The sequence below is a fragment of the Streptomyces sp. NBC_00154 genome (assembly GCF_026342835.1).
In the GTDB taxonomy this organism is placed as follows: domain Bacteria; phylum Actinomycetota; class Actinomycetes; order Streptomycetales; family Streptomycetaceae; genus Streptomyces.
Genome location: NZ_JAPEMI010000001.1, coordinates 819,992 through 842,305, shown reverse-complemented (window position 1 = coordinate 842,305; position 22,314 = coordinate 819,992). Strand labels below are relative to the sequence as shown.

Annotated in this window: 19 protein-coding genes; 6 read left to right on the top strand and 13 right to left on the bottom strand. The window is 70.7% G+C overall.

Annotated elements, in window-relative coordinates; genetic code table 11:
- Positions 1 to 104: 104 nt before the first annotated feature.
- The gene (locus OHA03_RS03755; protein ID WP_267000691.1) at positions 105 to 1,412 is read left to right on the top strand and encodes a phosphodiester glycosidase family protein; all 1,308 of its coding nucleotides are present in this window, start codon (positions 105 to 107) and stop codon (positions 1,410 to 1,412) included.
- Between the two features lie 84 nt (positions 1,413 to 1,496).
- Here OHA03_RS03755 and OHA03_RS03750 read toward each other — a convergent pair whose 3' ends face one another.
- The 5 genes from OHA03_RS03750 to OHA03_RS03730 form a co-directional block, all read right to left on the bottom strand.
- The gene (locus OHA03_RS03750) at positions 1,497 to 3,626 is read right to left on the bottom strand and encodes a 3-hydroxyacyl-CoA dehydrogenase NAD-binding domain-containing protein (RefSeq protein WP_267000689.1); all 2,130 of its coding nucleotides are present in this window, start codon (positions 3,624 to 3,626) and stop codon (positions 1,497 to 1,499) included.
- A complete protein-coding gene (locus OHA03_RS03745; RefSeq protein ID WP_267000687.1) occupies positions 3,623 to 4,843 on the bottom strand; it encodes an acetyl-CoA C-acyltransferase in 1,221 nt (406 codons plus the stop codon). The genes OHA03_RS03750 and OHA03_RS03745 overlap by 4 nt, the downstream gene beginning before the upstream one ends.
- Before the next feature lie 295 nt (positions 4,844 to 5,138).
- Positions 5,139 to 6,416, bottom strand: a complete 1,278-nt coding sequence (locus tag OHA03_RS03740; RefSeq protein ID WP_267000685.1) for a ribonuclease D — start codon at positions 6,414 to 6,416, stop codon at positions 5,139 to 5,141.
- A gap of 117 nt (positions 6,417 to 6,533) precedes the next feature.
- Complete coding sequence (locus OHA03_RS03735; RefSeq protein WP_024488613.1) at positions 6,534 to 7,196, bottom strand: response regulator transcription factor; 663 nt, start codon at positions 7,194 to 7,196, stop codon at positions 6,534 to 6,536.
- A 258-nt stretch (positions 7,197 to 7,454) separates the two neighbouring features.
- Complete coding sequence (locus OHA03_RS03730; protein WP_030917737.1) at positions 7,455 to 8,114, bottom strand: DUF3000 domain-containing protein; 660 nt, start codon at positions 8,112 to 8,114, stop codon at positions 7,455 to 7,457.
- Positions 8,115 to 8,206: 92 nt separating this feature from the next.
- On the opposite strand from OHA03_RS03730, the gene hemE reads away from it, so the two are divergent.
- Positions 8,207 to 9,280, top strand: coding sequence for a uroporphyrinogen decarboxylase (gene hemE, locus OHA03_RS03725; RefSeq protein ID WP_267000684.1), 1,074 nt, complete (start codon positions 8,207 to 8,209; stop codon positions 9,278 to 9,280).
- Positions 9,281 to 9,336: 56 nt separating this feature from the next.
- On the opposite strand, the gene OHA03_RS03720 is transcribed toward hemE, so the two are convergent.
- Both OHA03_RS03720 and OHA03_RS03715 read right to left on the bottom strand, forming a co-directional pair.
- Entirely contained in the window at positions 9,337 to 10,719 is a 1,383-nt protein-coding gene (locus OHA03_RS03720) for an FAD-dependent oxidoreductase (RefSeq protein ID WP_267000683.1), read from the bottom strand.
- 46 nt (positions 10,720 to 10,765) lie between these two features.
- Positions 10,766 to 11,761 (bottom strand): DUF4349 domain-containing protein, encoded by a 996-nt coding sequence (locus OHA03_RS03715; protein WP_267000681.1) that lies wholly within the window; start codon positions 11,759 to 11,761, stop codon positions 10,766 to 10,768.
- 127 nt (positions 11,762 to 11,888) lie between these two features.
- On the opposite strand from OHA03_RS03715, the gene hemG reads away from it, so the two are divergent.
- The 3 genes from hemG (at position 11,889) to OHA03_RS03700 (ending at position 15,763) form a co-directional block, all read left to right on the top strand.
- Positions 11,889 to 13,364: a protoporphyrinogen oxidase gene (hemG, locus tag OHA03_RS03710; protein WP_267000679.1), complete on the top strand. Its 1,476-nt coding sequence runs from the start codon at positions 11,889 to 11,891 to the stop codon at positions 13,362 to 13,364.
- 4 nt (positions 13,365 to 13,368) lie between these two features.
- Positions 13,369 to 14,082 carry a hydrogen peroxide-dependent heme synthase gene (hemQ, locus tag OHA03_RS03705; protein ID WP_267000677.1) on the top strand — a complete coding sequence of 238 codons (714 nt, stop codon included), beginning with the start codon at positions 13,369 to 13,371 and terminating at the stop codon, positions 14,080 to 14,082.
- 445 nt (positions 14,083 to 14,527) lie between these two features.
- A complete protein-coding gene (locus OHA03_RS03700) occupies positions 14,528 to 15,763 on the top strand; it encodes a CdaR family transcriptional regulator (protein ID WP_267000675.1) in 1,236 nt (411 codons plus the stop codon).
- A 224-nt stretch (positions 15,764 to 15,987) separates the two neighbouring features.
- Here the strand turns inward: OHA03_RS03700 and OHA03_RS03695 are convergent, their stop codons facing one another.
- The 6 genes from OHA03_RS03695 to OHA03_RS03665 form a co-directional block, all read right to left on the bottom strand.
- Complete coding sequence (locus tag OHA03_RS03695) at positions 15,988 to 17,166, bottom strand: lactate 2-monooxygenase (RefSeq protein WP_267000673.1); 1,179 nt, start codon at positions 17,164 to 17,166, stop codon at positions 15,988 to 15,990.
- Between the two features lie 2 nt (positions 17,167 to 17,168).
- Entirely contained in the window at positions 17,169 to 17,348 is a 180-nt protein-coding gene (locus OHA03_RS03690) for a hypothetical protein (RefSeq protein ID WP_267000671.1), read from the bottom strand.
- A gap of 95 nt (positions 17,349 to 17,443) precedes the next feature.
- Positions 17,444 to 18,274: an SDR family NAD(P)-dependent oxidoreductase gene (locus OHA03_RS03685; protein ID WP_267000669.1), complete on the bottom strand. Its 831-nt coding sequence runs from the start codon at positions 18,272 to 18,274 to the stop codon at positions 17,444 to 17,446.
- Between the two features lie 86 nt (positions 18,275 to 18,360).
- Positions 18,361 to 19,308 (bottom strand): alpha/beta hydrolase, encoded by a 948-nt coding sequence (locus OHA03_RS03680; RefSeq protein ID WP_267000666.1) that lies wholly within the window; start codon positions 19,306 to 19,308, stop codon positions 18,361 to 18,363.
- 294 nt (positions 19,309 to 19,602) lie between these two features.
- Entirely contained in the window at positions 19,603 to 19,770 is a 168-nt protein-coding gene (locus OHA03_RS03675) for a hypothetical protein (protein WP_267008279.1), read from the bottom strand.
- A gap of 309 nt (positions 19,771 to 20,079) precedes the next feature.
- The gene (locus OHA03_RS03665; RefSeq protein ID WP_267000664.1) at positions 20,080 to 20,751 is read right to left on the bottom strand and encodes a TetR/AcrR family transcriptional regulator; all 672 of its coding nucleotides are present in this window, start codon (positions 20,749 to 20,751) and stop codon (positions 20,080 to 20,082) included.
- A 51-nt stretch (positions 20,752 to 20,802) separates the two neighbouring features.
- Between OHA03_RS03665 and OHA03_RS03660 the strand changes: the two genes are divergently transcribed.
- On the top strand, positions 20,803 to 22,296 hold the full coding sequence (locus OHA03_RS03660; protein WP_267000662.1) for an NAD(P)/FAD-dependent oxidoreductase: 1,494 nt from the start codon (positions 20,803 to 20,805) through the stop codon (positions 22,294 to 22,296).
- The last annotated feature ends 18 nt before the right edge of the window (positions 22,297 to 22,314 follow it).

Below are 22,314 nucleotides of genomic sequence, written 5' to 3'. Positions count from 1 at the left end.
CGGTTGATAACATCCGCACCGTCATAACGAGGATTTCTTACGGTGAATCGTCGCGCACACGCAGGGGCCAGGCCCCGCTCGCTGCCCGGAACCGAGGGGGCGTCATGAACGGATGGTGGTCCGTACGAGCCGCGGCACTGGCCCTCGCACCACTGCTGGTCGCATGCAGCGCCCAGTCGGGCTCCGATACGGGGAGCAGTGACCGGGACGGAGACGTACCCGCGCATCACTCGTCCCCGTCCGCCACCGACCCGTCCACCCGACCCCTGCCCGACGGCGTCTCTTTCACCCAGTCCGTCCGAACGTTGGAAGACGGAAGTCCGGTACGGACGAGTGTGCTGACGGTGGCTCAGAGCGCACCCGTCGACATCGAGGGGGTGCACGGCGGCTCGGTCGCGTCGACCGACACCGTCCGCGACCTCGCACGCCGAGCGGGTGCGGTCGCGGCTGTCAACGGCACGTTCTTCAACTCGGACTCCGAGCGCTACAAGGGCGATCCTCTCGGCCTCTACGTGTCCCGCGGCATCCTGCTGAGCGAGGCCGCAGGCGGCCGTACCGCGCTGATCCTTCCGGGCACCGGAGAACGCCCCCGCATCACTGAGTTGCGCTCCGCCACCCGGGTCACTTCTTCCGACGGTGCACGCGCTGTCGTGGACGGTACCGACCGGGTGCCGGGTCGGATCGTCGGCTGCGGGGGAGTGGGTGGCGACCGGCGCGCCGACACCGGCGCGCCGACAACGGCTCCGCTACCGGGGCGGATCTGCGAGGATCCCGACGAGATCGTTGAATTCACCGCGGGGTGGGGGACGGCGACACCGTACGCGGGCGGGGGCAGCGTCGAGGCGGTCCTCGACGCGCGGTCGACGGTTACCGGCGTACGCAGCCCCGCAGGGGGCGCGGTGCCGGATGGCGGACGGACTCTCGTGGGCATCGGCTCCGGTGCCGACTGGCTGCGCGCACACGCACGGCCGGGGCGGACTCTCACCGTGTCGTCCGTGCTGACCGATGCGCACGGAGTACGGGTCCGCGGGGACCGGGCCTCGGTCTTCGGGGCCGGCCCGGCGCTGGTCCGGTCCGGCCGGGCCTGGATCAATGCCGCCGCGAACGGCGTCTCCGAAGGGGCTGTACGCACCCGCGCACCTCGTACGGTCGCCGGAGTCCGTGCGGACGGCACGCTGTTGCTCGTCGTGTTCGACGGGCGCAGGCCGGGCGTCAGCGAAGGCGTGACCCTGCCCGAAGCGACGGGGGTGCTGCTGTCCCTCGGCGCGGTCGACGCGATGAATCTGGACGGCGGCGGTTCGAGCACGATGGTGGTCCGGGACCGGGTGCGCAACAGTCCTTCGGACCCGGGCAGGACCGACGACCGGCGCCAGCGGAAGGTCTCCAACGCCATCGCGGTCGTTCCCCGTTAGGGCCGCTGAGCGTCGCGCCACACGACGAACGGGCCGTACGGAGAGATCTCCGTACGGCCCGCTGTGGTCGTTCTCAACCGGTAGTTACGCCGGAACGCTCGCCACGCCCTGCGCCAGGAACTTCTTGCCGTTCACTCGCTCGGAGACGCCCTCGCGGTCCAGGTACGGCGTGATGCCGCCCAGGTGGAAGGGCCAGCCCGCACCCGTGATCAGGCAGAGGTCGATGTCCTGGGCCTCGGCGACGACGCCCTCGTCCAGCATCAGACCGATCTCCTGCGCCACCGCGTCCAGGACGCGGTCGCGGACCTGCTCCTCGGACAGGACGACATCGCCCTGCTTGAGGAGAGCGGCGACCTCCGGGTCCAGCTCCGGCTTGCCGGAGTCGTATACGTAGAAGCCGCGCTTGCCGGCCTTGACGACCGCCGCGAGGTTCTCGGAGACGGTGAAACGCTCCGGGAAGGCGCGGTTCAGGGTCTCGGAGACATGCAGACCGATGGCCGGGCCGACCAGTTCGAGGAGGACCAGCGGGGACATCGGCAGGCCGAGGGGCTCGATCGCCTTCTCGGCGACCTCGACCGGGGTGCCCTCGTCGATGACGTTCTGGATCTCGCCCATGAAGCGGGTGAGGATGCGGTTGACGACGAACGCCGGGGCGTCCTTCACCAGCACCGCGGTCTTCTTCAGCTTCCGCGCCACACCGAACGCCGTGGCCAGCGAGGCGTCGTCGGTCTTCTCACCGCGCACGATCTCCAGCAGCGGGAGGATCGCGACCGGGTTGAAGAAGTGGAAGCCGACGACCCGCTCCGGGTGCTGCAGCTTCGACGCCATCTCGGTGACCGAGAGGGACGAGGTGTTGGTGGCGAGGATCGCGTGCGCCGGGGCGACCGCCTCGACCTCCGCGAACACCTGCTGCTTGACGCCGATCTCCTCGAAGACGGCCTCGATGATGAAGTCGGCGTCGGAGAAGCCCTCGGCCTTGTCCAGCACACCGGAGACCAGGGCCTTCAGGCGGTTGGCCTTGTCCTGGTTGATCCGGCCCTTGCCCAGCAGCTTCTCGATCTCGGCGTGGACGTAGCCCACACCCTTGTCGACGCGCTCCTGGTCGATGTCGGTCAGGACGACCGGCACCTCCAGGCGGCGCAGGAAGAGCAGAGCCAGCTGCGAGGCCATCAGACCGGCGCCGACGACGCCGACCTTGGTGACCGGGCGGGCCAGGTTCTTGTCCGGGGCGCCGGCCGGGCGCTTGGCGCGCTTCTGGACCAGGTTGAAGGCGTAGATCCCGGAGCGCAGCTCGCCGCCCATGATCAGGTCCGCGAGGGCCTGGTCCTCGGCGTCGAAGCCGGCGCTCAGGTCGCCGTCCTTCGCCGCGGCGATGATCTCCAGCGCGCGGTACGCGGCCGGGGCGGCGCCGTGCACCTTGGAGTCGGCGATGGCCTTGCCACGGGCGACGGCCTGGTCCCAGGCGTCACCGCGGTCGACCTCGGGGCGCTCCACCGTGACCGTGCCGTTCAGCACGTTCGCGGTCCAGATCAGCGACTGCTCCAGGAAGTCCGCACCTTCGAAGAGGGCATCGGCGATCCCGAGTTCGAAGACCTGCTTGCCCTTGAGCTGACGGTTCTGGTTCAGCGAGTTCTCGATGATCACCGAGACCGCGCGGTCGGCGCCGATCAGGTTCGGCAGCAGGGCGCAGCCGCCCCAGCCGGGGACCAGACCGAGGAAGACCTCGGGCAGCGAGAACGCGGGCAGCGCCTTGGAGACGGTGCGGTACGAGCAGTGCAGACCGACCTCGACACCGCCGCCCATCGCCGCGCCGTTGTAGTACGCGAACGTCGGGACCGCGAGGCCGGAGAGGCGACGGAAGACGTCGTGGCCGCCCTTGCCGATGGCGAGCGCGTCGTCGTGCTCCTTCAGCAGCTCGACGCCCTTGAGGTCGGCGCCGACCGCGAAGATGAACGGCTTGCCGGTGATGCCGATACCGGTGATCGCACCCTCGGCGGCCTCCTTCTCGACCTGGTCGATGGCGGCGTTCAGGTTCGCCAGCGACTGCGGTCCGAAGGTGGTCGGCTTGGTGTGGTCCAGGCCGTTGTCCAGCGTGATGAGGGCGAACCTGCCCGCGCCCGCCGGCAGGTCGAGGTGGCGGACGTGCGCCTGCGTGACGACCTCGCCCGGGAACAGCTCGGCTGCGCCCTTCAGAAGCTCAGTGGTGGAGCTCACTTGTTGCCTCCGTCGAAGTTCGGGTTCTCCCAGATGACCGTCGCGCCCATGCCGAAGCCGACGCACATGGTGGTCAGGCCGTAGCGGACCTGCGGCTGCTCCTCGAACTGACGGGCCAGCTGCGTCATCAGGCGCACACCGGAGGAGGCCAGCGGGTGACCGTACGCGATGGCGCCGCCGTACTGGTTGACGCGCGCGTCGTCGTCGGCGATGCCGTAGTGCTCGAGGAAGGCGAGCACCTGGACGGCGAACGCCTCGTTGATCTCGAACAGGCCGATGTCACCGATCGACAGACCGGCCTTGGCGAGGGCCTTCTCCGTCGACGGGATCGGGCCGTACCCCATGACCTCGGGCTCGACACCGGCGAAGGCGTACGAGACGAGGCGCATCTTGACCGGGAGGCCGAGCTCGCGGGCGACGTCCTCGGCGGCGAGCAGCGAGGCGGTGGCGCCGTCGTTGAGGCCCGCGGCGTTACCGGCGGTGACGCGGCCGTGGGGGCGGAACGGGGTCTTCAGACCGGCCAGGGACTCCAGCGTGGTACCCGGACGCATCGGCTCGTCGGCGGTGACCAGGCCCCAGCCCGTCTCGCCTGCCTCGGCGTTGGTGCGGCGCACGGAGACCGGTACCAGGTCCTGCTGGATCTTGCCGTTGGCGTACGCCTTGGCGGCCTTCTCCTGCGAGCGGACCGCGTACTCGTCGGCGCGGAGCTTGGTGATCTGCGGGTACCGGTCGTGCAGGTTCTCCGCGGTCATGCCCATGAAAAGGGCGGACTCGTCGACCAGCTTCTCCGATACGAAGCGCGGGTTCGGGTCAACGCCCTCGCCCATCGGGTGGCGGCCCATGTGCTCGACGCCACCGGCGACGACGACGTCGTACGCGCCGAAGGCGATGGAACCGGCCGTCGACGTGACGGCGGTCAGGGCGCCCGCACACATGCGGTCGATGGAGTAACCGGGGACGGACTGCGGCAGACCGGCCAGGATTCCGGCGGTCCGGCCCAGCGTCAGGCCCTGGTCGCCGATCTGGGTGGTCGCGGCGATGGCGACCTCGTCGATACGGGCCGGGTCCAGGTCCGGGTTGCGGCGCAGCAGCTCCCGGATGGCCTTCACGACGAGATCGTCGGCGCGGGTCTCGTGGTAGATGCCCTTCGGGCCCGCTTTGCCGAACGGGGTGCGGACGCCGTCGACGAAGACGACGTCCCGGATGGTACGAGGCACGATGGCTCTCCTCCAGGGTGCGGGATGGCACTGCTGCGCGGCACGCCCGGAAGCGCGCCGCCACCATCATGCTACTTGCGGGTAACCAGACTGCCCACCCCCCACGGCGGGAGCGGCGAACGTCACATGCCGGGGCGGGGACAAGCTGGCGCGATTCCGATCGTCCCCGACCGCCCCGCGGCCGCACTCCGGCAGACGAAAACGCCTCCGGCCGGTCAGCCGAAGGCGTTTTCGTCGCACGACGTCGTGGAGCGTCGTCCAGGGAAAGCCGTGCGGAAAAGGGAGGTGGGAACGGTCAGGCCGTCGCCGACGTCAGGGCGCGCAGCAGGAGCGGCGCGACCTGTTCGATCTGCCAGCGCCGGGCCCCGTACGTGGTGAGTGCGTCCTCGACCGCGTCCGGTGTCGGGTTCTTCGGCGGCTCCCAGCAGACCCTGCGCACGGTGTCCGGCGTGATCAGGTTCTCCTGCGGCATGTGCAGCCGCTCGGCCAGCTCCGACACCGCGGCACGGGCCGCCGAGAGCCGGGCGGCGGCCGCCGGGTCCTTGTCCGCCCAGGAGCGCGGCGGCGGCGGGCCCAGGAGGGGCTGGCCGGGCTGCGGGAGCTCGGCCTCGGGGAGCGCCTTGGCCCGGTCGATGGCCGCCTGCCACTGCTCCAGCTGACGCCGGCCCATGCGGTGGCCGAAGCCCGGGAGGGTGGTCAGCGCCTGAGTGTTCGGCGGGAGGGAGAGGGCCGCCTCGATGATCGCGCCGTCACCGAGGACCTTGCCGGGCGAGATGTCCCGGCGCTGCGCGACCTGGTCACGGGCGTTCCACAGCTCCCGTACGACCGCCATCTGACGGCGGCGGCGCACCTTGTGCATACCGGACGTGCGGCGCCACGGGTCCTTGCGCGGGGGAGCGGGCGGTGCCGAGGCGATCGCGTCGAACTCCTCCTGCGCCCACTCCAGCTTGCCCTGCCGTTCGAGCTCCTCCTCCAGGGCGTTGCGCAGATCGATCAGCAGCTCGACGTCGAGCGCGGCGTAGCGCAGCCAGGGGTCGGGCAGCGGGCGGGTGGACCAGTCGACGGCGGAGTGCCCCTTCTCCAGCGCGTAGCCGAGCACGTTCTCGACCATTGCGCCGAGGCCGACCCGCGGGTAGCCCGCCAGCCGTCCGGCGAGCTCCGTGTCGAAGAGTTCGGTGGGAGTCATCCCTATTTCGCGCAGGCAGGGCAGGTCCTGGGTGGCGGCGTGCAGGATCCACTCGCTGCCGCGCAGCGCCTCGCCGAGCGACGTCAGGTCGGGGCAGCCGACCGGGTCGATCAGGGCGCTGCCCGCGCCGTCGCGCCGCAGCTGTACGAGATAGGCGCGCTGGCCGTAGCGGTAGCCGGATGCGCGCTCGGCATCGACGGCGACGGGGCCGGTGCCCGCGGCGAAAGCCGCGACCACCCGGGCGAGGGCGTCGTCGGAGGCCACCACCGGGGGAATGCCCTCGCGAGGTTCGAGCAAGGGGATCGGCGCCGGGGCGACGTCGTCCGGGGGAGCGCCCCCGGTGGTTCGCAGTGAAGTGTCTGCTGCGGTCTCTTGGGCGTCGGTCACGTGTCAAGGGTATCTGTGTATGCACGGCGCCCGTCGACGGAACGTTCCGTCGACGGGCGCCGATGAATGTAAACCAGCCGGTCCGCAACGTTCTGTCGGCCGGCCGGGGTGTGCGGGTCAGTGGATGATGCCCGTGCGCAGGGCCACGGCGACCATTCCGGCGCGGTCTCCGGTGCCGAGCTTGCGGGCGATGCGGGCGAGGTGGCTCTTGACGGTCAGGGCGGACAGCCCCATGGAGACACCGATGGCCTTGTTGGACTGCCCTTCGGCGACCAGCCGGAGGACCTCCACCTCGCGGCCGGACAGTTCGCGGTAGCCGCCCGGGTGGCTCGGGGTGCCGGGGGGCCGGCGGTGCATACGGGCGGCATTGGCGCCGATGGGAGCGACGCCGGGGCGGGTGGGGTGGCCGATATTGGTGCGTGTGCCGGTGACGACATAGCCCTTCACGCCGCCCGCGAGGGCGTTGCGTACGGCGCCGATGTCATCGGCGGCGGAGAGGGCGAGGCCGTTCGGCCAGCCGGCGGCTCGGGTTTCGGACAGCAGGGTCAGCCCGGAACCGTCGGGCAGATGGACGTCGGCAACACAGATGTCGCGCGGGTTGCCGACGCGGGGACGGGCCTCCGCGATGGACGACGCCTCGATGACGTCACGTACTCCGAGTGCCCACAGATGGCGGGTGACGGTGGAACGGACGCGCGGGTCGGCCACGACGACCATGGCCGTCGGCTTGTTCGGGCGGTAGGCGACCAGGCTTGCGGGCTGCTCGAGGAGAACGGACACCAGGCCTCCTGGGGAGTGGCGGGACGGGCCGGCTCGGGGATGAAGCCGGGGCGAACCGTGCTTGAAGGGTCATTGACCTCTTCGGCAGCAGACCCGTCCTCCTTTAGAGGAAGATCACGATTTAGTGAGTAACAATTCGGGCAAATCGGACGGGCGATCGATTGTACGAAAAGAATGCCGGTAGTCGAGTGAAGCTTATGGCGGATTGTTGCCGATATGTTTCGGACTGCACCAAAGGTGTAGTGGCGAAAGGGCCGACTACGGAACCTGCGGGCCGCGCCGCTGAGGCAGCGTCACCACCGCCGCGTCGGCCGGACCCGACGGCGGCAGACCGGCGATCTGGCACAGCAGATCCCCCCACGCCACCAGATGCGCCGCCGTGTCCGGCGCCCCACCCCGCCCCTCGCGAGGGGTCCAGGACGCCCGGATCTCGATCTGCGTCGCCGGGCGCCGCTCGGACAGCGCACCGAAGTAGTGCGAACCTGCCCGGGTGACCGTGCCGCCCGCTTCCCCGTACGACAGGCCGCGCGCCTCCAGCGCACCGGTCAGCCAGGACCAGCACACCTCCGGCAGCAGCGGGTCGGAAGCCATCTCCGGCTCCAGCTCGGCGCGGACCAGCGTCACCAGACGGAAGGTGCCGTGCCAGGCTTCGTGCCCGGCCGGATCGTGGAGCAGCACAAGGCGGCCGTCCGCGAGATCGTCCTCGCCGTCGACGACCGCCGCCTCCACGGCGTACGCGTACGGAGCGAGACGCTGAGGCGGCCGAGTCGGCTCCACTTCCAGCTCGGGGCGGAGCCGCGCCGAGCGCAACGCTTCCACCGCCGACCGGAACGCGGGCGGGACGGAACTGCCCTCCGCACTGTCCTTGCTGTCAGCGCCATCGGATTGTTCGGAAAATTGTCCCTGAGCCGGAGCCATGCGGGGAAGAGTAGGCGGAACCGGAGCCTCGTGCAGGGAGGGACACCCTGCGCGGACCCGGCTCCTTACCGCTTCGTGCGAAGATTCTGTGCGTGAGTGCCAACGAACGCCCCTCGGGCCAGCAGACGAAGACCTCCGCCACCCATGAGTCGGCGTTCCTGAAGGCATGCCGCCGCGAGCCGGTGCCGCACACGCCGGTCTGGTTCATGCGTCAGGCAGGGCGGTCGCTGCCCGAGTACCTCAAGGTGCGCGAGGGCATCGCCATGCTCGACTCCTGCATGATGCCGGAGCTGGTCACCGAGATCACGCTGCAGCCCGTCCGCCGCCACAAGGTCGACGCGGCGATCTACTTCAGCGACATCGTCGTCCCGCTCAAGGCCATCGGGATCGACCTCGACATCAAGCCCGGTGTCGGCCCGGTCATCGCCGACCCGATCCGGACCCGCGCCGATCTGGCCCGGCTGCGCGACCTCACGCCGGAGGACGTCCACTACGTCACCGAAGCCATCGGCATGCTCACCGCCGAGCTCGGCCCGACGCCGCTCATCGGATTCGCCGGTGCGCCGTTCACTCTCGCGAGCTACCTCGTGGAGGGCGGTCCGTCCCGGAACCACGAGCGCACCAAGGCCATGATGTACGGCGAGCCGGAGCTCTGGGCCGAGCTCCTCGACCGGCTGGCCGAGATCACCGGTGCGTTCCTGAAGGTGCAGATCGAGGCGGGCGCCTCGGCTGTGCAGCTCTTCGACTCCTGGGTCGGCGCGCTCGCCCCCGCCGACTACCGCCGCTCCGTGATGCCGGCCTCCGCGAAGGTCTTCGACGCCGTCGCCCCGTACGGTGTCCCGCGCATCCACTTCGGTGTCGGCACCGGTGAGCTGCTCGGGCTGATGGGCGAGGCGGGCGCGGATGTCGTCGGCGTCGACTGGCGGGTCCCGATGGACGAGGGCGCGCGCCGGGTCGGACCCGGCAAGGCGCTTCAGGGCAACCTCGACCCGGCTGTGCTGTTCGCGCCGACGGCGACGGTGGAGGCGAAAGCGCGCGAGGTGCTGGTCGCGGCCGCCGGTCTGGAGGGCCATGTCTTCAACCTGGGTCACGGCGTGATGCCGACGACCGACCCGGACGCGCTGACGCGGCTCGTCGAGTACGTACACACGCAGACCGCTCGCTGAGGCCTGTCCCGCCTCGGGGCGCCCGTACCGGCAACGCCGGCGGTGCCGGACGAACGTCAGGCGGTGCCCGCCTGACGTACCGCCGTCACCGCCTTCCGCGCCGCCACCAGGACGGGGTCCCAGACCGGCGAGAACGGCGGGGCGTACCCGAGGTCGAGCGCCGTCATCTGTTCCACCGTCATCCCTGCGGTGAGTGCGACCGCGGCGATGTCCACCCGCTTCGCCGCCCCGTCCCGGCCCACGATCTGCACCCCGAGCAGCCGGCCCGTGCGGTACTCCGCGAGCATCTTCACGGTCATCGGCTGGGCGCCCGGGTAGTAACCTGCCCGGCCCGTCGACTCGATCGTCGCCGTGACGAACCGCAGTCCCACCGCGCGGGCGTCCTTCTCGCGCAGCCCCGTCCGGGCGATCTCCAGATCGCAGACCTTGCTGACCGCGGTACCCACCACCCCCGGGAACGTCCCGTAGCCGCCGCCGACATTGGCCCCGATGATCTGGCCGTGTTTGTTGGCATGGGTGCCCAGCGCGATATGGCGGGTGCGGCCCGCCACCAGGTCGAGGACCTCGACGCAGTCGCCGCCCGCCCAGATGTTGTCGTGTCCGACGACCCGCATCGACAGATCGGTGAGCAGACCGCCGTGCGGGCCGACCGGCAGGCCGGCCGCGCGGGCCAGCGTCGACTCCGGTTCGACACCGATGCCGAGCACCACCACATCCGCCGGGTGGCTCGCGTCGTTCGAGGCGACCGCGGTCACGCGGCCGTCCGCTCCGGTGAGGATCTTGGTGACCTCGGCCCGGTTCACCGTCGTGATGCCCAACCCGTCCATCGCGTCGTGGACCAGGCATCCCATGTCGGGGTCGAGCGTCGCCATCGGCTGCTCGCCGCGGTTGAGGACCGTCACCTCGAATCCGCGCCTCAGCAGCGCCTCCGCCATCTCGACACCGATGTAGCCGGCGCCGACGACGACCGCGCGCCGCCCCGGAGCCCGGTCCAGGGAGTCCAGCAGACCCTGGCCGTCGTCCAGGGTCTGCACGCCGTGCACCCCCGCCGCGTCCATGCCGGGCAGGGCCGGACGCACCGGCCGGGCCCCCGTCGCGATCACCAGCTTGTCGAAGCCGGTCCAGTAGGTCTCCCCGCTCTCCCGGTCGAGCGCCCGCACCCGCTGCCCGGCGACATCGATCTCCGTCACCTCGGTGCGCATCCGCAGGTCGATGGCGCGGGCCCGGTGCTCCTCGGGCGAACGGGCGATGAGGTCGTCCCGTTCCGCCACGTCGCCGCTGACCCAGTACGGGATCCCGCAGGCGGAGTACGAGGTGAAGTGGCCCCGCTCGAAGGCGACGATGCTCAGCTCCTCCGGTCCCTTGAGCCTGCGGGCCTGGGACGCGGCGGACATGCCCGCCGCGTCCGCGCCGATGACCACCAGTCGCTCCGCTGTCATGCCGGGTCCCTTCGAGCGTCAACTCCGAAGGTCCACGCTACGACGCTCAGGGGGCGGGCGGAGCCTGCGGTGCTGCGGGAGCCTGCTCATCCGGCCGGGACGCCTGGGGCTCCTGCGGCACCCGGCGTCGGGCGAGCCAGGTGCGCAGCAGCCGTCCGAGCAGCAGCAGCCCCGCCGCCGCGGCCAGGAACGGCGCCGCCGCACCCACGGCAATCGCGATCCACCGCACCATCGTCACGAACGCGTGCCAGCCGCCGCCGAGCGCGTCCAGGAACCCCGGATCGTCGTCGTCCTTGCTGTTCGACGGGGACTCCGGCTCGGAGAGGCTGAGTGTGATCGTCGCCAGGGTGGTGCGGTCCTTCAGCGACTCCTGCTGGGCGAGGAGCGACTCCAGCTCGGCCTGACGGTTGCTCAGTTCCCCTTCCAGAGTGACCACATCGGCGAGCTTGTCGGCCCGGTCCATCAGCTTCCGCACCCGGGTGACGCTCGCCCGCTGGGTGGCTATCCGGCTCTCCACGTCGACGACCTGATCGGTGACGTCCTTCGCCGTCGTCGTCCGGGACAGCAGCTTCCCGCCACCCGCCAGCTCCTGCAGCACGGCGTCGTACTCGGCCTGCGGCACCCGCAGCACGATGTGCGACTCCTCATGCGTGGCGTCGAGCCGCTCGGTGGACTCGCTCGCCACCAGACCGCCCGCACTCTCCACCGCCGCTCGGGCGGCCGCGACCGCCTTCGGCACACTCTTCACCTCGACGGAGAGCGAGGCCTTGCGGATGACATGGGGGGTGGACAGCGCGGAGGGCTTCTTCTTCTCCGCCGAGCTGCTCCCGGCGGACCCCTGGTCCGCCGCCCCGGCGGCGGCGCCGCGTTCCGCGCGCGGGGCCGCGTACTTGCCGTCGTCTCTCGCCGCGCTCTTGCTGCTGTCCGAGCTGTCGCCCGCCCCGCAGCCGCTCAGCGTGAGGAGTGCGGCGAGCGTCCCGGCGGCGAGGCCCGCGCGCAAACGGTGGGCGGACGAGCGGTCCGGGTGGCGTCCTGGCTGCATAACTGCTCCCCCTGGGCGGGTGGTTGATGGTGCCGGTTCGACGTTCGGGACCGGGGTTCGGGTTGCCCATTACCGGTTTCGAAGCGGTCACGTTCGGGACTCGGAAGAGATTTGAGAGAGTGGAGGCATGCAGCGTTCAACAAACCGCGTGGACACAGGTACGGGTCATGTCGTCGTCATCGGCGGCGGCATCGCCGGACTCGCCGCCGCCCACCGGCTCCTGGCCACCGGGCTGCGGGTCACCCTCCTGGAGGCGACCGACCGGCTCGGCGGCAAGCTCATGACCGGTGACATCGCGGGCACCCAGGTCGATCTGGGTGCGGAGTCGATGCTGGCCAGACGACCGGAGGCGGTCGACCTGGCACGCGCCGTCGGGCTCGGTGACCGGCTGCAGCCGCCGGCCACGGCCACGGCGGCGGTCTGGACACGCGGCGAACTGCGGCCGATGCCCAAGGGCCATGTGATGGGCGTGCCGGGCGACCCGGCCGCGCTCGGCGGAGTGCTGTCGCCGGAGGGCCTCGCCCGCATCGCGCAGGAGCGGGACCTCACTCCGACCGCCGTCGGCGACGACGTCGCGGTCGGTGCGTACGTAGCCGACCGGTTGGGCCGCGAGGTCGTCGACCGGCTCGTGGAACCGCTGCTCGGCGGGGTGTACGCGGGCGACGCCTACCGGCTCTCGATGCGTGCCGCCGTACCGCAGCTCTTCGAGGTGGCCCGGGAGGGCGGCTCGCTGCTCGACGGCGTACAGCGCATCCAGCAGCAGGCGGCGGCGCGCCGGCAGACCGGCCCGGTCTTCCAGGGCATCGACGGAGGCATCGGCACCCTGCCGGAGGCGGTCGGCGACGCCGTGCGCGCGGGGGGCGGCGAGATCCTCACCGGCACGCCCGTGCTGGGTCTGACCCGTACCACCGACGGCTGGGACATCCGCACCGACACCCGGGTGATCACCGCCGACGGCATCGTCCTCGCCACCCCAGCCTGGTCCGCTTCCACGCTGCTCGCCGCCGAGTCCCCGGCCGCCTCCGTCGAGCTGGCGGGTGTCGAGTACGCGTCGATGGCGTTGGTCACCCTGGCGTTCCGGCGCTCCGACGTGGCTGCCACGGGCGCCCTCGACGGGCGTTCCGGCTTCCTCGTACCGCCGGTCGACGGCCGCACCATCAAGGCCTCCACCTTCTCCACCCACAAGTGGCAGTGGGTCGCCGACGCAGCCCCCGACCTGTTCGTCCTGCGCACCTCCGTCGGCCGGTACGGCGAGGAGGACCATCTGCACCGCGAGGACACCGAACTCGTCGACGTCTCGCTGCGCGACCTCGCCGAGGCGACCGGACTCGCCGCGAAGCCGGTGGACACCGAGGTCACCCGGTGGATCGGCGGCCTGCCCCAGTACCCCGTCGGCCATCTGACGCGGGTCGCCCGGATCCGCGACGAGGTCGCCAAGCTGCCGGCACTGCGGGTCTGCGGAGCGGTGTACGACGGCGTCGGCATCCCGGCCTGCATCGCCAGTGCCCACCGGGCCGCGGACGAGATCGCCGCCGATCTCGCGGGAGAGATCATTGCCACTCCCACCCTGGTTCAGGGCACACGGAGCGAGGCGGGACAATAGCCGTATGAGTGCGCCTGAGAAGATCCCCAACGCCGGCAAGAAGGCCAAGGACCTCAACGAGGTCATCCGCTACACGCTGTGGTCCGTCTTCAAGCTTCGCGATGTGCTCCCCGCCGACCGCGCCGGTTACGCCGACGAGGTCCAGGAGCTGTTCGACCAGCTCGCCGCCAAGGACATCACCGTCCGTGGCACCTATGACCTCTCCGGCCTGCGTGCCGACGCCGACGTCATGATCTGGTGGCACGCCGAGACGGCGGACGAGCTGCAGGAGGCGTTCAACCTCTTCCGGCGCACCAAGCTGGGCCTGGCGCTGGAGCCGGTCTGGTCGAACATGGCGCTGCACCGCCCCGCCGAGTTCAACAAGTCGCACATCCCGGCGTTCCTGGCCGACGAGACGCCGCGCAACTACATCAGCGTCTACCCCTTCGTGCGCAGCTACGACTGGTACCTGCTGCCCGACGAGGACCGCCGCCGGATGCTCGCGGACCACGGCAAGATGGCCCGTGGCTACCCCGACGTCCGCGCGAACACCGTCGCCTCCTTCTCGCTCGGCGACTACGAGTGGATCCTCGCCTTCGAGGCCGACGAGCTCTACCGCATCGTCGACCTCATGCGTCACCTGCGGGCCTCCGAGGCGCGGATGCACGTCCGCGAGGAGGTCCCCTTCTACACGGGCCGCAGGAAGTCCGTCGCAGACCTGGTGGCCGGGCTCGCGTAGCGAGCGGGCTCCGACCACCCCAACCCGGAAGATCAGACGGCGGGCGCCGGCGCACTGCTGTGCGCTGCCCGCCGCTCCAGCGACACCGGGTTCGGCTCCGGGCGCGCCGTAGTTTGCCCTGCGGCGTTCCCGGGACGGGCGGGGGAGTGACACGTCCTTCCCCGCTCGTCTTCGGCCCGCGCCGGCGCGGGCCGCTCATGTGTCCGGCTACGGAGACCGGCTTCCCACCTGAACTTCCCTTCCTGGACCTTCAAGATCCATCGAGTTCCGGAAGGACGCTGTCGCGCTCTACCGCGCGTTCGGCGGCAACGCGGCCGTGGCCGCCGATCTCGGGATCACCGGGGAGACGCCGCTCAGGAAACTCGGTGTCCACTCCCGAGGCTGAATCTCACCCAGCGCATGCCCCTCCTTGTGGGACAGCGGTGTGCGACGGCACACTTCGCTGGTGAGGACGTTGGCGCCGACGGCGCGCACCTTCGAGCTCGTCGCCGCGATCGCGGAACGATTGGCTCTCGACTTCGGCGAGACCGTCGCCGAGATGGACGCTGCCGCGATCGAGGCGATCCCGGCGCTCGGGGCCGATGCAGCGCTCGCAGCCGAACTGACCGCCAACCACCGCGGCCATCTGCGGCGCTTCCTCGCGTTCGCGCGGCAGGCGGACTCACCCCTGCCGATCAGGGTTCCACCTGAGGCCCTTGATGGCGCCCGCACCATCGCGCGTCGCGGTATCGACCTCGACGCGATCTATGAGGGCTACCGGCGCGGCCAGCAGGTTGTGCTCGAACGCTGGATGACCTGCGCGTATGAGATCGTCGGCCCAGGGCCGGACCTGGTCGGCGTCACCGAGCTTTCCCTCTCGCTCGCCTTCCGCTATGTCGACCAGACGCTTCGTGCCGTGCTCGCCGAGGCCCAGCGGGAGCGAGAGGAGATCATCGGCGGTGAGCTCGCCAGGCGCACGGAGACCGTCCGGTTGATCCTCGACGGTGCGCCGGTGGACTCTGCGGCCTCCGGTCAGCGGATCGGGTACGCGCTGGACCGGAGCCACACCGCGGTCGTCATCTGGGCTGAGTCGCCCGGCGTGCCTCACGGAGCGTTGGAGTCGGCGGCGCTTGCGCTCGCTCGCGCTGCAGGCACAGGAAAGCCTCTCGTGCTTCCCGCAGGGACAACCACACTGTGGGCGTGGATCGGCACCAACGGAGAGCCACTCATCGAGGATCTGCGCTCGGCGATGAGTCGGACACACGACAACCTGCGCGCCGCGGTCGGCCCCACTCGTTTTGGAACAGCGGGCTTTCGTGCCAGTCACGAGGCCGCCCTCACCGTGCATCGTCTGCTCCTCGGCAATCCCGACAGCGAGCAGTTCGCCTCCTATCAGGAGCTCGAGGTCACCGTGCTCGCTGCGCAGGATCCACGCCGGGCCGCCGCGTTCGTCGCGACCACGCTCGGACCGCTTGCCGACGATGACTCCACGGCGGCACGACTGCGAGAAACCCTCCGCGTCTACCTCGAGGAGGCCGAGAACGCCCCGCGCGCTGCCACGCGTCTCTACACCCATCGCAACACGGTCCTCAAGCGCATCGGGCGCGCGACCGAGCTGCTCGGTTATGAGCCGGGCGAGCGAAGGCTCGCAGTCGAGCTGGCGCTCGAGCTCAGGCGCCGTCTCGGACCGCCCGCCGTCTGAGCGCGTCGGGCCGCCGATGGGGGAATGTCCTGCGCCGGGGGCCCGGGCGATGACGCCGCAGGCGTGCTCGCGCGCTCTGCCTGCTGCTCACCGCGATCCGGATCGACGTCCCGCCGATGCGCGGTGGCCGAAGGAGGCTGACGTCGGCTCTGCGGGAACATGGGATGCATAGACCCCGCCCCGGGCACCGATGGGCGCCCGGGGCGGGGTCTCGACCACATGGTTCAGACCCGCGCGTGCAGCGCGTCGGGCCCCAGGTCGGCGATCGTCGGGTAACCGTCGATCGCCATCAGCAGATCCGCCTCGGCCAGCAGCGATTTCAGGACGTGCACGATGCCGTCAGCGCCGCCGAGCGCGAGCCCGTAGGCGTACGGTCGCCCAACCGCGACGGCCGTCGCGCCCAGGGCAAGGGCCTTGACGATGTGCTCCCCGCTGCGCACGCCGGAGTCGAAGATGACCGGTGTGCTGCCTGCGGCCTCGGCCACTGCGGGAAGCAGGTCGATGGCGGGGATACCGCCGTTCGCCTGGCGGCCGCCGTGATTGGAGCAGTAGATGCCGTCGATGCCGCCGTCGATCGCACGCCGTGCGTCGTCGGGGTGGCAGATCCCCTTGAGCAGCAGCGGCAGATCGGTCAGCGACCGCAGCCATGCCAGGTCGTCCCAACTGAGTGTCGGGTCGGCGAACTCCGACGTCCACACGAGTGCCGCGGCCCGCACATCCTCCTCCGGGGGCTTGGCGAGCTTGGCCCGGAACACGGGATCGGAGAAGTAGTTGGCCAGGCAGTGGCCTTGCAGCTGCGGGAAGTTGCCGAGTTCCAGGTCGCGTGGCCGCCAGCCCAGCTGCCATGTGTCGAGCGTGATGACGATGCCCTTGAAGCCGGCCGCCTCGGCGCGCGACACCAACGACGCCGCGACCTCGCGGTCCTTGGGGGGGTAGAGCTGGAAGAACCCGGGGGTGTCACCGAGCTCCGCGGCGACGGTTTCGAGCGGGTCGACCATCAGTGTCGAGGCGACCATCGGGACGCCCGATTTCGCTGCGGCACGCGCGGTCGCGAGATCGCCGTGTCCGTCCTGCGCGCACAGGCCGATGACCCCGACCGGAGCGAGCAGCAGCGGTGTCGGCAGCGTCGTCCCGAAGAGGTCGATCGAGAGGTCGCGCTGGGCGGCGCCGACGAGCATCCGTGGGATCAGGCCCCAGCGGTCGAACGCGGTGACGTTGGCGTTCTGCGTGTATTCGCTGCCGGCCCCGCCTGTGACGTAGGACATGACGTCCGGCGGGAGCGCCGCGTGCGCGCGGGCCTCGAGCTCCGCGTAGGTGAACGGCAGGTTCTCGCGCACACCCGACAGGCCGCGCATGTAGACCTCGAGCTGGAAATCGCCGAAATTCGGCGTCGCGTTCGTCATGATCAGTCCAACAGGTGTGCCGAGTGGGCGCTGAGCCGGCGGGCGGCGGGCGGCGGGATACGGGTAAGCACGTGCCTGAGGTGGGCCTCGGGCGCGACCGGCGCGACCGCACGGTTGCGTCCCACCGCACGCGGGATGTTCACCGCGACACGCTCGGGCGGGTTGCCGCGGGGCTCATACATTTTCTGTACCTGGGCGGACCGCCCGTCGGTCATGGCTGGCTCCGGTACCTGGCCGTGCACGCGGACGGTGGGCCACTCGCTCAACGCCGACGCGCTCATCCCTTGTTGGCCATGGCGGACCAGCGTACGGAGAGCCAACGTCCGACGGGCGGGGAGATGCGGCTCGCGTAGTACATGACGTGGGCCTCGAGGCCAGCGGGGGCGACGGCACGGTTGCGAGCGACGGCGCGCAGCACGGTCTTGGCGACCTGCTCGGGTCGGGCAGCGGTCCTCTGGAAGAAGCCGACGACATTGTCTGCCCGTTCCTCGGCGTCTGCCCCGCGGACCGGGCCCGTGCGGACGATCGGCGTGTTGGTCGGCCCCGGGCAGGAGGCGGTGACGCCGATCTTGTGGGGGCGCATCTCCATGCGCAGGGCCTGGGAGAGCCCGAAGACCGCGAACTTGGTGACGGAGTAGGAGGACATGGCGGGGCTGGGCATGTAGCCGGCCGCCGAGGAGACGTTGACGACGTGGCCGCCCCGACCGCGTTCGATCATCCGGGGGAGGAAGCGTTCGCAGCCGTGCACGACGCCCTTGACGTTGACCGCCAGCTGCCGGTCCCAGTCCTCGGGCAGGGTGTCGAGGAGGCCGCACCAGACGCCGATACCGGCGTTGTTGATGAGCACGTCGACCGCGTCGAACCGGGCGTGCACGGCGTCGGCGAAGGCGTCCATCGACGCGGGGTCGGAGACGTCGGCGGTCTTCACGAGCACGTCGACGCCGACGGCGCGGGCAGCCGCCGCGGTCTCGTTGAGTCCGGCCTCGTCGCGGTCGCAGAGGACGAGCGTCGCGCCGCGTCGGGCGCTGAGCAGGGCGGTGGCGCGGCCGATCCCGCTGCCGGCGCCGGTGATGAGGACGACCTTGCCGTTGAGGTTCTTGAGCTTCATGGGTGACTCCGGTCGAAGGCGATGGTTGATGCGGTGAGGCAGGCGCGCCCGACTTCCGCGAGGGCACGCGGGCAACGAGTCCGGGATCAGGCTCCTTCGTGACGGGGGGCAGACGTCTCGTGGCGAGTGGGACTCGGTGCGAGAGTGCTGCGCAGGAATCCGAGCTGATCGGCCAGTGCGTGCGCCTGCGCCGAGCCCGAGTAGACGTCCAGATGGTCGATGGGGTACTCCACCAGCTGGGCCCGGCTGCCCGCCTTCGCGGCGGCCCGGCGCGCGGGCGCCGGTGGCACGAGTTGGTCGTGCGTCCCGGCCTGGACGAGCAGCGGGCAGGTCACCCGTGAGATGAACCTGATCGGCCGGTTGAACGCCACTTGGAGCGCTGTGCGTGCGCACACCTCGTTGCGCCAGCCCGGGCCGGCGACGGCGGCGTAGGCCTGCAGGACCCCTTTCTGGACCAAGATCGCGTTCGAGCCGGGCTCTCCGCCCACCGGAACGAGGTGAGGGGCGCGGCCGGTGACCGCCCTCAGCGCATCACGAAGACCGTTGCCGGTCGCCTTGACCAGGTGCAACGGGCCACCGTTGCGCGCCAGTTGCCGGATGACGCTGATGCCGTCCATCGCCGGCGTCATCGAGATGACTGCCGCCACGCGCTGGTCCCGGGCAGCGACCACGACGACGTGGCCGCCCGCGTAGGAATTGCCCCAGAGCACGATCCGGGCCGGGTCGATCCCCGGCAGCCGACGAGCCGCGGCGATGGCTGCGTGGTAGTCCTGTCGTTGGCGCAGGAAAGAAACGTCCTGCCGTGGGGTTCCGGTCGAACCGCCGAACCCGCGGTAGTCGAAGAGCAGGACGTCAAGGCCTGCAGCCGCAAGGCCCTCGGCGTAAGTCCGGAGACCGCCGTCGCGGGTGCCCCCGAAGCTGGGCGCCATGACGACGCATGGACGTCCGCCGGCCCCCTCGAACTCATCGCCGGCCGCCGGGAGATGCCAGGCGGAACACTGGTCTTTGCCGCTGGGGAAGGTGATCTCGCGCATGGTTATGTTCCTGATCAGTCTGGAGTGAGGGTGGGGCCGTTCGGGGGCCGTCGGCCGAAGCGCGCGCTCTGTCCGGCGCTGCGTCGTGGCGTTGGGCGACCAACGTAGGGCGGTGGTGCGCCGGGTGGAATCGCCGTGCGCACATGATTGGGCTTGCGAGGTGTGCCGTGGCACACCGGGAGTTCGCCGGGCCGGATCCGCGGCGCCGTCACGGCGCGGCCGTGCGGCCGGATCCGGGACGGCGGGCTGCTCGCGGGGACGGGCAGCCCGCCATCCTTCGTCACCGGTGGCCGGTCACTGGCGGGTCATGGCGATCCGCCGGCGCTCCTCGATCGGGATCAGGTGCTCCTGGTTGGCCGCGGCGGCGTCGACGTCGATCTGCACCCACCGGATCTCGCCGGTGAAGTCGTTGCCGCGCGCTGGTTGGTCGGGCGTGACGGGCGAGCCCGACTGGTGGCCCACGTTGGTCGTCTCGTCGCGACGTCGATGACGTGGGCGAACTGCTCGCGGACTTCGCCCCGGGCGGTGATGCCGGCGGGCCAGTGCACGATGGTGCCGTTGCGCGTACCGCCCCAGTGCGAGGCTGCCTGCTTGGTCCACTGGTACGGCGTGCACATCGCGTGTGCCCAGCCCACCGCGTAGTGGTTGTAGGCGCTGGGGGTGCCGAACTCGGCCACCTTGGCGCGCGCCTCCGGTACCCGTGGGCGGGGTGACCGGCGGCGGGGATGGTGCGCTGCACACCGTCCGGCGTGGGCGTCGGGCGGTGTCGGCCTACGGCCGCATCGCGGCCTCGACATAGGCCGTCAGCGCGATGCGACCGTGGCGGACCACGTCGGGGTCGGCCTCGCGGCCATCCCGGAACGCCAGGTCCAGGACCCGGTCGCCGAGCTCGACCATCATCACGAAGACCAACAGCTCGGTCTGCGGGGCGGCCAGGCCGGCCGCGACGGCCACGTCGTGCAGGTGCTGGGCGGTGCTGCGCTGGTAGCGCAGTACTTCGGCCCGCACCGTCGGCGAGACCCGCCCGTCCAGCCACAGCCGGGCGGCGTTGGGGTTGGACTGGAAGTACGCCACGTAGGAGCCGAGCTCGCGCTCGACGAACTCCGCCGGTGACGACGGCGACCAGTCCGCCTCGGCCTCGGCGAGGAAGGCGCCGAGCCGTTCGAGGTGCTGTTCCATGAGCGCGTCGAGGACCTGCTCACGGTCGGCGAAGAAGCGGTAGAGCGAGGGCGCGGTGATGTCGGCGCGTTCGGCGATGGCACGGGTGGTGACTGCGTCGACGCCGCCCTCCTCAAGGAGGGCAGCGGCGGCGTCGAGGATCCGCTCAACGGTCTCGCGACTGCGGGCCTGGACTGGCTGTCTGCGGCGGCGACTGAGCTTCGCCGGTTCCTGCGCGGGGCTGGACGGTTCCTCGGGTTCTGGACTCTTGACGCCTGTTGCCATGGATGGGAGCGTAACGCGACTCGCGTTAGCTTTTCTAGAGGGGCTCCACACATGACCGCTGAGTTCGAGACGCAGCATCTGCGCGTCGTCGTTGTCGGGGCCGGATTCGGCGGGCTGGCCGCGGCCCACGCGCTCAAAAGCCAAGGGGAGAATTTCGCCCTGCTGGAGCGGGAGCAGGAGGTCGGCGGCGTCTGGCGGGACAACACCTATCCGGGCTGTGCCTGCGACATCCCGTCCAATCTGTACTCGCTGTCCTTCGCGCCCAACCCGCACTGGACCCGGGCCTTCTCCAAGCAGTCCGAGATCCGCGACTACCTGCGCCGGGTCGCCCGCGACCACGGGCTGATACCGCACATCCGCTTCGGCTGCCGCCTGCTGGAGGCCGACTGGGACGATGCCGCGCAGCGGTGGCGGATCGAGACCAGCACCGGACCGCTCACCGCCGATCTGCTCATCGACGCCACCGGTCCCATCGCCGAGCCGTCGACCCCGCAACTGCCGGGCCTGGACGGTTTCACCGGTGAGGTGTTCCACTCCGCCCGTTGGAACCACGACCTCGATCTGACCGGCCGCAAGGTCGTCGTCGTCGGTACCGGCGCCTCCGCGATCCAGTTCGTTCCCGAGATCCAGCCGCAGGTCGGGCGGATGACGGTGGTTCAGCGGACCGCGCCGTGGGTCACCCCGCGGATGGACCGTGCGACGACCGGGATCGAGCGGCGGCTCTACGCAGCCGCGCCGTGGCTGCAGCGGCTGGTGCGCCACCGGCAGTATCTGCTGCGTGAGCTGGTGACGTGGAAGATCATGGTGTCACCGCGGGTACGGCGGATCGCGACCAAGATGGCCCTGTACCACCTGCGCCGACAGGTGACCGACCCGGCGCTGCGCGAACGGCTGACCCCGGACTGGGAACTGGGGTGCAAGCGCATCCTGATATCCAACGACTGGTATCCGGCCCTGTCGGCGCCCAATGTCGAGGTGGTCAGTTCCGGGGTCCGCGAGGTGCGGGCGGACTCGGTGGTCACCACCGACGGCCGCGAGCACCCTGCCGACGTGATCATCTTCGGCACCGGCTTCCACGTCAGCGACCCGCCGATCGCGGAGCAGCTGCGCGGACGCGACGGACGGACCCTGGCCGAGTGCTGGAACGGTAGCCCGCACACCTACCTCGGCGTCACCGTGACCAACTTCCCGAACCTGTTCCGCCTCGGCGGCGCAGGTAGCGCGACCGGCCACAACTCCCATGTGTTCCAGGAGGAATGCCAGGTCGTGTACGTGATGGACGCGCTGCGCCAGATGCGCGCACGCGACATCACCAGCATCGAGGTCCACGCCGCGGACCAGCGCGCCTACATCGAGCAGCACACGGCGCGGCTCGCGGGCACGGTCTGGTCGGTCGGCGGCTGCAAGAGCTGGTACCAGGACGCCACCGGCGTGGCCTCGGGCAACTGGCACGCGTCGACCCTGGAGTACCGCCGCGCGACCCGTCGCTTCGACCCCGCCCCCTACGAACTCCGCACCGCCACTACCGCGCCCGCCGCGCACTGAGCCTCCACACCACTTCCA

What these genes read in the sequence shown, in the direction of transcription:
- OHA03_RS03690 (WP_267000671.1), bottom strand. Translation starts at nt 17,348, where the DNA reads ATGTATGAGCCCCGCGGCAACCCGCCCGAGCGTGTCGCGGTGAACATC.
- OHA03_RS03665 (WP_267000664.1), bottom strand. Translation starts at nt 20,751, where the DNA reads ATGGCAACAGGCGTCAAGAGTCCAGAACCCGAGGAACCGTCCAGCCCC.
- OHA03_RS03680 (WP_267000666.1), bottom strand. Translation starts at nt 19,308, where the DNA reads ATGCGCGAGATCACCTTCCCCAGCGGCAAAGACCAGTGTTCCGCCTGG.
- hemG (WP_267000679.1), top strand. Translation starts at nt 11,889, where the DNA reads ATGCAGCGTTCAACAAACCGCGTGGACACAGGTACGGGTCATGTCGTC.
- OHA03_RS03685 (WP_267000669.1), bottom strand. Translation starts at nt 18,274, where the DNA reads ATGAAGCTCAAGAACCTCAACGGCAAGGTCGTCCTCATCACCGGCGCC.
- hemQ (WP_267000677.1), top strand. Translation starts at nt 13,369, where the DNA reads ATGAGTGCGCCTGAGAAGATCCCCAACGCCGGCAAGAAGGCCAAGGAC.
- OHA03_RS03715 (WP_267000681.1), bottom strand. Translation starts at nt 11,761, where the DNA reads ATGCAGCCAGGACGCCACCCGGACCGCTCGTCCGCCCACCGTTTGCGC.
- OHA03_RS03660 (WP_267000662.1), top strand. Translation starts at nt 20,803, where the DNA reads ATGACCGCTGAGTTCGAGACGCAGCATCTGCGCGTCGTCGTTGTCGGG.
- OHA03_RS03730 (WP_030917737.1), bottom strand. Translation starts at nt 8,114, where the DNA reads ATGGCTCCGGCTCAGGGACAATTTTCCGAACAATCCGATGGCGCTGAC.
- OHA03_RS03720 (WP_267000683.1), bottom strand. Translation starts at nt 10,719, where the DNA reads ATGACAGCGGAGCGACTGGTGGTCATCGGCGCGGACGCGGCGGGCATG.
- OHA03_RS03755 (WP_267000691.1), top strand. Translation starts at nt 105, where the DNA reads ATGAACGGATGGTGGTCCGTACGAGCCGCGGCACTGGCCCTCGCACCA.
- OHA03_RS03695 (WP_267000673.1), bottom strand. Translation starts at nt 17,166, where the DNA reads ATGACGAACGCGACGCCGAATTTCGGCGATTTCCAGCTCGAGGTCTAC.